The organism is Streptomyces sp. NPDC059524, from assembly GCF_042749255.1.
Taxonomy (GTDB): domain Bacteria; phylum Actinomycetota; class Actinomycetes; order Streptomycetales; family Streptomycetaceae; genus Streptomyces; species Streptomyces xanthii.
The window spans coordinates 18329-25093 of the sequence record NZ_JBHYTK010000124.1 but is presented as its reverse complement, the minus strand read 5'-3'; the positions used below and the strand labels follow the sequence as shown (position 1 = coordinate 25093).

Below are 6765 nucleotides of genomic sequence, written 5' to 3'. Positions count from 1 at the left end.
CGCCGCGCCTTCCCCCGACAAAGGCACCCCGCACCTTGATCGGGGAAATGCGACCCGAAGGGTCTGCATTTCAGGGGCGCGGGGAACTGCGCGGCCAGCCCCCACCGGAGCCGCGGACGAAGACCCGCCCGATACATTGGCTGCGTGTTCAATCGCCTCAGCAGCAACACCCGCCTCGCCCTCTGCGCGCTCCCCTTCGCCGCACTGCTGGCGACCGCGATCTTCGCCCCACTGCCCTTCGCCGTGGCGCAGCCCGGGCCGACGACGAACGTGCTGGGGGAGGCCGGGGGCAAACCCGTCATCGAGGTGAGCGGCGCCCCCACCCGGGACACGGGCGGTCAGCTGCGCGCGGTGACGATCCTCGCGACGGGGCCGGACGCCACGCTGCACCTGGGCGGCCTGCTCGACGCCTGGTTCCGCGACGACCGCGCGGTGATGCCGAAGGACGCCGTGTACCCGGAGGGCGACTCCACCAAGGAGATCGAGCAGCACAACCAGCAGGAGATGAAGGGCTCGCAGGACGCCGCGACCGAGGCAGCGCTCGACTACCTCGGCGAGGACTCCGGCAAGGTGAAGGTGTCGCTGCAGCTTGGCGACGTCGGCGGGCCCAGCGCGGGCCTGCTGTTCTCGCTCGGCATCGTCGACCTGCTCGACGGCGACGGCGCGGGCGGCGACCTGACCGGCGGGAAGTCGATCGCGGGCACCGGCACGATCGACGACAGCGGCCGGGTCGGCGCGGTCGGCGGCGTCTCGCTCAAGGTGCAGGCCGCCCACCGCGACGGGGCGACCGTCTTCCTCGTGCCGAAGGCGGAGTGCCGGGACGCGAAGGCGTCGGCGCCGAAGTCGATGCGGCTGATCCCGGTGACCACGCTCAAGGGCGCGGTCACCGATCTGACGGACTTCAAGAAGGGCTCCGGCACGGTGCCGAAGTGCTGACCCGGTGCCGGGCGGGCCGGGTCACTCCTTGACGAAGCCCTCCTGCACCAGCCAGTCCTTCGCCACGTCGTGCGGGTCCTGGCCGTCGACGTCGACCTTGGAGTTGAGGTCCTGGGCGACGGTGTTGTTCAGCTTCTTGGTGATCGGCTCGATGACCTCGGCCATCTTCGGGTACTTCTTCAGCGCCTTGCTGTTGATCACCGGGGACGCGTTGTAGTTCGGGAAGAACTTCTTGTCGTCGTCCATCACCGTGAGGTGCATGGCCTTGATGCGGCCGTCGGTGGTGAAGACCTCGCCGTACGTGCAGGTGCCCTTGGCGGCCTGCGTGTAGATGATGCCGGTGTCCATCTGCGTGATGTTCTTGGCCGGCAGCTTCATCCCGTACTTCTTCTCCATGCCGGGCAGCCCGTCGGCCCGGTTGGCGAACTCGCTCTCCACGCACAGGGTCACCGCGCCCGGGTCCTTCTCGGCGAGCGCCGCGACGTCGGAGAGCGTCTTGGTGCCGTACTTCTTGTAGTTGGCCTGGTTCATGGCGAGCGCGTACGTGTTGTTGAGCGCGGCCTTGGGCAGCCAGGTGACGCCGTTCTTCGCGTCGGCGTCACGCACCGCCTCCCACTGCTCCTGCGGGTCGGGGATGGGCGTGGAGTGGCCGAGATACGTGATCCAGCCGGTGCCGGTGTAGTCGTACATGGCGTCCGCGTCACCGGACTTGATGGCCTCGCGGGCGCCGATGGAACCCTGGATGCCGGTCCGGTCGAGGACGTCGGCGCCGGCGGCCTTGAACGCGATGCCCATGATCGCGCCGAGGATCAGCTGCTCGGTGAACTCCTTGGACGCGACGGTGATGTCGGCGCCCTTCAGCGGCTCGCCCTGACCGACCGAGCCCGGGTGCACGTCGTCGACGAGCGGGCTGCCACTGGTGAGCCCGCAGCCCGAGAGCCCGGCCAGCAGGGTCAGACCGGACAGTGCCGCCGCGGCCACCCGTACGCGGTACCTCATGAGCGCACCTCCAGACCGCGCGGCCGCAGCAGGAGCTCGGCCAGGGACGCCAGCCAGTCCACGAGCAGCGCGAGCGCGATCGTCAGGATCGAGCCGAGCATCAGGACCGGCATGCGCTGATTGGTGATGCCGGTGGTGATCAGGACGCCGAGCCCGCCGCCGCCGCCGAACGTGGCGAGCGTCGCGGTGCCGACGTTGAGGACGAGCGCCGTGCGCACTCCGGCCAGGATCAGCGGTACGGCCAGCGGGAGTTCGACCTTGGAGAGGACACCGAGCGGCGACATGCCGATGCCGCGGGCCGCTTCGAGGAGCGTCGGGTCGTTCGCCTTCAGGCCCGCGATCGTGTTGGAGAGCACCGGCAGGATCGCGTAGATGATGATGCCGATCAGGGCCGACTTCTCGCCGATGCCGATCCAGATGACGAGCAGGGCGAGCAGGCCGATCGCCGGGGTGGCCTGCCCCATGTTCGCGATGGCCAGGGCGACCGGGGTGGCCTTGCGGAACATCTTGCGGGTCAGCAGGATGCCCAGCGGGATCGCGATGATCAGCACGAAGAACGTGGAGATCACGGTGAGGCTGATGTGCTGGCGCAGCGCCTTCCACACCTGGCCGTTGGAGAGCGCGTTCTCGGAGATCGGGTCGAGGTCCGCGTTCGCGAACCACAGCCAGGTCGCGAGGAGGACCACGATCAGCACGGCCGGCAGGAACGTCAGCTTCTGCCAGGTGATCCGGCGGGCCGGCCGGGGAGCGGGCGGCTGGGCCTCCTGCTCGGCCTCGCCGTCGTCGCGGAACGCGAGGCCCTTGACCTCGTGCTCGCCCTCGGGGCGGGCCGCGTCCTGCTTGCGGGGACTGCTCACGCCTTCGCCTCCCCCTCCGCGGCCGTCGCGCCCTCCTGCTCCTGGTGGGTCTGCTGGGCGCGGTGCTCCTCCAGCTCGTGCTGGTGCTCGACGGCCTCGAGGCGGTCGGCCTCCAGGAGTTCGTGCACCGAGTTCATGAGCGTCTCCATGTCGACGACGCCCTCGTACTCGCCGCGCCGGCCGGTCACCGCGACCCGGCCCGCGTTGTCCGTCAGGACGGCCTCCAGCGCGTCGCGCAGGGTCGCGTCCCAGGTCACCGTGTCGTGGACCAGGGTGCCGGCGCGGGCCAGGGAGCCCTTGGCGCGCATCAGGTCGCCGCGCCGCAGCCACTTGTAGGGGCGGCGGCGCTTGTCGAGCAGCAGCAGCTCGTTCGTCCCCGCCGCGCGGAGCTTGTTGAAGATCTCCTGGAGCGGGTCGTCGACCTGGACGGTGGGGTAGTCGGTCACCTCGACGTCGCGGACGCGGGTCAGGTTGAGGCGCTTGAGGGCGGCGCCCGCGCCGACGAAGCCGGAGACGAAGTCGTCGGCCGGGTTGGTGAGGATCGCCTCGGGGGTGTCGAACTGCGCGATGTGCGACTTCTCGCGGAGCACCGCGATCCGGTCGCCGAGCTTGATCGCCTCGTCGAAGTCGTGGGTGACGAAGACGATCGTCTTGTGCAGCTCGTGCTGGAGCCGGATCAGCTCGTCCTGGAGGTGGTCGCGGGTGATCGGGTCGACGGCGCCGAACGGCTCGTCCATCAGCAGCACGGGCGGGTCGGCGGCGAGCGCCCGGGCCACGCCGACGCGCTGCTGCTGGCCGCCGGAGAGCTGGCGCGGGTAGCGGCCGTGGAACTCGGCGGGGTCGAGCCCCACGAGGTCCAGCATCTCCTCGACCCGTGACTTGATCTTCGACTTGGACCAGCCGACCATCTTCGGCACGAGCCCGATGTTCTGGGCGACGGTCATGTGCGGGAACAGGCCCGAGGACTGGATCGCGTAGCCGACCTTGCGGCGCAGCTTGACCGGGTCCATGTCCGTGACGTCCTCGCCGCCGATGCGGATGCGGCCGCCGGTCGGCTCGATCAGCCGGTTGATCATCTTGAGGGTCGTCGACTTCCCGCAGCCCGAGGGGCCGACGAAGATGATCAGCTCGCCCGCCTTGATCTCCATGTTCACGCTGTCCACGGCCGGTTCGGCCGAGCCGGGGTAGCGCTTGGTGAGGTTCTCCAGCTCGATGCTGGCCCCGGAGGTCTGTGGCTGCGCGGTCTCGGTCGTGGTGTCAGACACGGATCCCCCTCGGGATGGTCAGCCGTCCGATGAGGACGTACGCGGCGTCGAACAGCAGGGCGAGGATGATGATGCCGAGGGTGCCCGCGAGCACCTGGTTGAGCGCGTTCTTGCTGCCCAGCGAGGCGATGCCGCGGAAGATCTCGTTGCCGAGGCCGGGGCCCGAGGCGTAGGCGGCGATGGCCGCGATGCCCATCAGCATCTGGGTGGAGACCCGGATCCCGGTGAGGATGGGCGGCCAGGCCAGCGGCAGCTCGACCTTGACGAGCCGGGCGAGACGCGACATCCCGATGCCCTTCGCCGCGTCGATCAGCGAGGGGTCGACGCCGCGCAGGCCCACGATCGAGTTGCGCACGATCGGCAGCAGCCCGTACAGGGTCAGCGCGATGACGGTCGGGGCGACGCCGAGGCCGACGATCGGGATGAGCAGACCGATCATGGCGAGCGACGGGATCGTCAGGATGGTGGAGGTGGCGGTCGTCGCCAGGTTCCCGCCCCATTCGCTGCGGTAGGTGAGGACGCCGATGAGGACGCCGATCACGGTGGCGACCACCATGCACTGGAAGACGGCGCTGGCGTGCTGCGCCGCGTCGGCGAGCAGCTGCTGGTGCCGGTTGACCAGGTAGTCCCAGAAGTTCATCGGCCCTCCCGGAAGCAGTCCCGCAAGCAGTCCCGGAAGCAGTCCGGGAAGCGGTCCCGGAAGCCCGACACCCGCACGTCCATCGCGCCTCACCGCCGGGCCGTGCTCGTAACCGTCAGGAATCTCCCGACGCCTGCTCCACCAGCGGGATGATCCGCAGCGGAACGGGATTTTCCATGACGATCGCCGTGGAAGCCCGGACGATGCCATCAAAACCGACGACCAGGTCGATCACCCGTTGGAGATCCGCGTTCGAGCGGGCCACCAGCCGGCACAGCATGTCGCCGCTGCCCGTCGTCGTGTGCAGTTCCAGGACCTCGGGCACGGTCGCCAAATGGGCCCTGACGTCGGCTCCTTGGCCCTGCCTGATCTGCAGCGTGGCGAACGCGGTGACCGGGTAGCCGAGCGCCGCCGGGTCCACCTGGGGGCCGAAGCCGCGGATGACTCCATTCGACTGAAGCCGGTCGAGCCGGGCCTGCACCGTGCCGCGCGCGACGCCGAGCCGCCGCGACATCTCCAGCACGCCGATCCGCGGCTCCCGCGCGAGCAGCAGGATGATCCGGCCGTCCAGATGATCGATCGCCATGCGTCCCTCCAGGGTGGTCATCCTGTACACACAGCCCGCAGAAACGGACCCGGCACTGGTCAGATTGCCCAGCGAATACGCAAACTATTGCGCACCTTGTGGAACGGCGAGAGCCTCCCCGTATGACGCAGACCACAGACCACACCCCCGACACCGCCCGGCAGGCCGACCCCTTCCCGGTCAAGGGGATGGACGCGGTCGTCTTCGCCGTGGGCAACGCCAAGCAGGCCGCGCACTACTACTCGACGGCCTTCGGCATGAAGCTGGTCGCCTACTCCGGACCGGAGAACGGCAGCCGCGAGACCGCCTCCTACGTCCTGACGAACGGCTCCGCCCGCTTCGTGTTCACCTCCGTCATCAAGGCCTCCACCGACTGGGGCCACTTCCTCGCGGAGCACGTGGCGGAGCACGGCGACGGCGTCGTCGACCTCGCCATCGAGGTGCCCGACGCGCGCGCCGCCTACGCGTACGCCACCGAGCACGGCGCCCGCGGCCTGACGGAGCCTTACGAGACGAAGGACGAGCACGGCACCGTCGTGCGCGCGGCCATCGCCACGTACGGCAAGACCCGCCACACCCTCGTCGAGCGCAGCGGCTACGACGGCCCGTACCTGCCCGGCTTCGAGGCCGCCGACCCGATGGTCGAGCCCCCGGCCAAGCGCACCTTCCAGGCCATCGACCACTGCGTCGGCAACGTCGAACTCGGCCGCATGAACGAGTGGGTGGCGTTCTACAACAAGGTCATGGGCTTCACGAACATGAAGGAGTTCGTGGGCGACGACATCGCGACCGAGTACAGCGCGCTGATGTCCAAGGTCGTCGCCGACGGCACGCTCAAGGTCAAGTTCCCGATCAACGAGCCGGCCGTCGCCAAGAAGAAGTCCCAGATCGACGAGTACCTGGAGTTCTACGGCGGCGCCGGCGTCCAGCACATCGCCCTCGCCACGAACGACATCGTCGCGTCCGTACGGGCCATGCGCGCGGCCGGCGTCCAGTTCCTCGACACCCCGGACTCCTACTACGACACCCTCGGCGAGTGGGCCGGCGAGACCCGCGTCCCCGTCGAGACCCTGCGCGAGCAGAAGATCCTCGTCGACCGCGACGAGGACGGCTACCTGCTGCAGATCTTCACCAAGCCGGTCCAGGACCGCCCGACCGTCTTCTTCGAGATGATCGAGCGCCACGGCTCCATGGGCTTCGGCAAGGGCAACTTCAAGGCCCTGTTCGAGGCGATCGAGCGCGAGCAGGAAAAGCGCGGCAATCTGTAGGACCCGCTCGTAGTCTGGCCGCATGGCCAGGATCAACGACGTAGGCGGAATGACAGGGTTGGGGGGGTTAGTCAACAACCACGAACCCCGACCCCAGCACCCCGGCAGGGGGGGGGGGGGGTGGGGGGAGCCGTCTCACGCCACCCACGCGACTCTGAGGTCATAACCACAAAAGCAAGCGCAGCAGGATCGGCGGCCGGGGGCGGCGTTGTGG

At 69.1% G+C, this 6765-nt stretch carries 7 protein-coding genes; 2 read left to right on the top strand and 5 right to left on the bottom strand.

Annotated features, from left to right (window positions below):
• Window positions 1–144: 144 nt before the first annotated feature.
• Window positions 145–936 (top strand): S16 family serine protease, encoded by a 792-nt coding sequence (locus ACFW9D_RS28370; protein WP_188338625.1) that lies wholly within the window; start codon window positions 145–147, stop codon window positions 934–936.
• Between the two features lie 21 nt (window positions 937–957).
• Here ACFW9D_RS28370 and ACFW9D_RS28365 read toward each other — a convergent pair whose 3' ends face one another.
• From ACFW9D_RS28365 to ACFW9D_RS28345, 5 genes are all read right to left on the bottom strand, one after another.
• Window positions 958–1935, bottom strand: coding sequence for a glycine betaine ABC transporter substrate-binding protein (locus ACFW9D_RS28365; protein WP_188338626.1), 978 nt, complete (start codon window positions 1933–1935; stop codon window positions 958–960).
• Window positions 1932–2792 carry an ABC transporter permease gene (locus ACFW9D_RS28360; protein WP_384626357.1) on the bottom strand — a complete coding sequence of 287 codons (861 nt, stop codon included), beginning with the start codon at window positions 2790–2792 and terminating at the stop codon, window positions 1932–1934. Before ACFW9D_RS28360 ends, ACFW9D_RS28365 begins: the two co-directional genes overlap by 4 nt.
• Window positions 2789–4057 carry a betaine/proline/choline family ABC transporter ATP-binding protein gene (locus tag ACFW9D_RS28355; protein WP_188338628.1) on the bottom strand — a complete coding sequence of 423 codons (1269 nt, stop codon included), beginning with the start codon at window positions 4055–4057 and terminating at the stop codon, window positions 2789–2791. Before ACFW9D_RS28355 ends, ACFW9D_RS28360 begins: the two co-directional genes overlap by 4 nt.
• A complete protein-coding gene (locus tag ACFW9D_RS28350; protein WP_188338629.1) occupies window positions 4050–4697 on the bottom strand; it encodes an ABC transporter permease in 648 nt (215 codons plus the stop codon). Before ACFW9D_RS28350 ends, ACFW9D_RS28355 begins: the two co-directional genes overlap by 8 nt.
• 115 nt (window positions 4698–4812) lie before the next feature.
• The gene (locus tag ACFW9D_RS28345) at window positions 4813–5283 is read right to left on the bottom strand and encodes an Lrp/AsnC family transcriptional regulator (RefSeq protein WP_188338630.1); all 471 of its coding nucleotides are present in this window, start codon (window positions 5281–5283) and stop codon (window positions 4813–4815) included.
• A gap of 122 nt (window positions 5284–5405) precedes the next feature.
• On the opposite strand from ACFW9D_RS28345, the gene hppD reads away from it, so the two are divergent.
• Window positions 5406–6551: a 4-hydroxyphenylpyruvate dioxygenase gene (hppD, locus tag ACFW9D_RS28340; RefSeq protein ID WP_188338631.1), complete on the top strand. Its 1146-nt coding sequence runs from the start codon at window positions 5406–5408 to the stop codon at window positions 6549–6551.
• Window positions 6552–6765 lie beyond the last annotated feature (214 nt).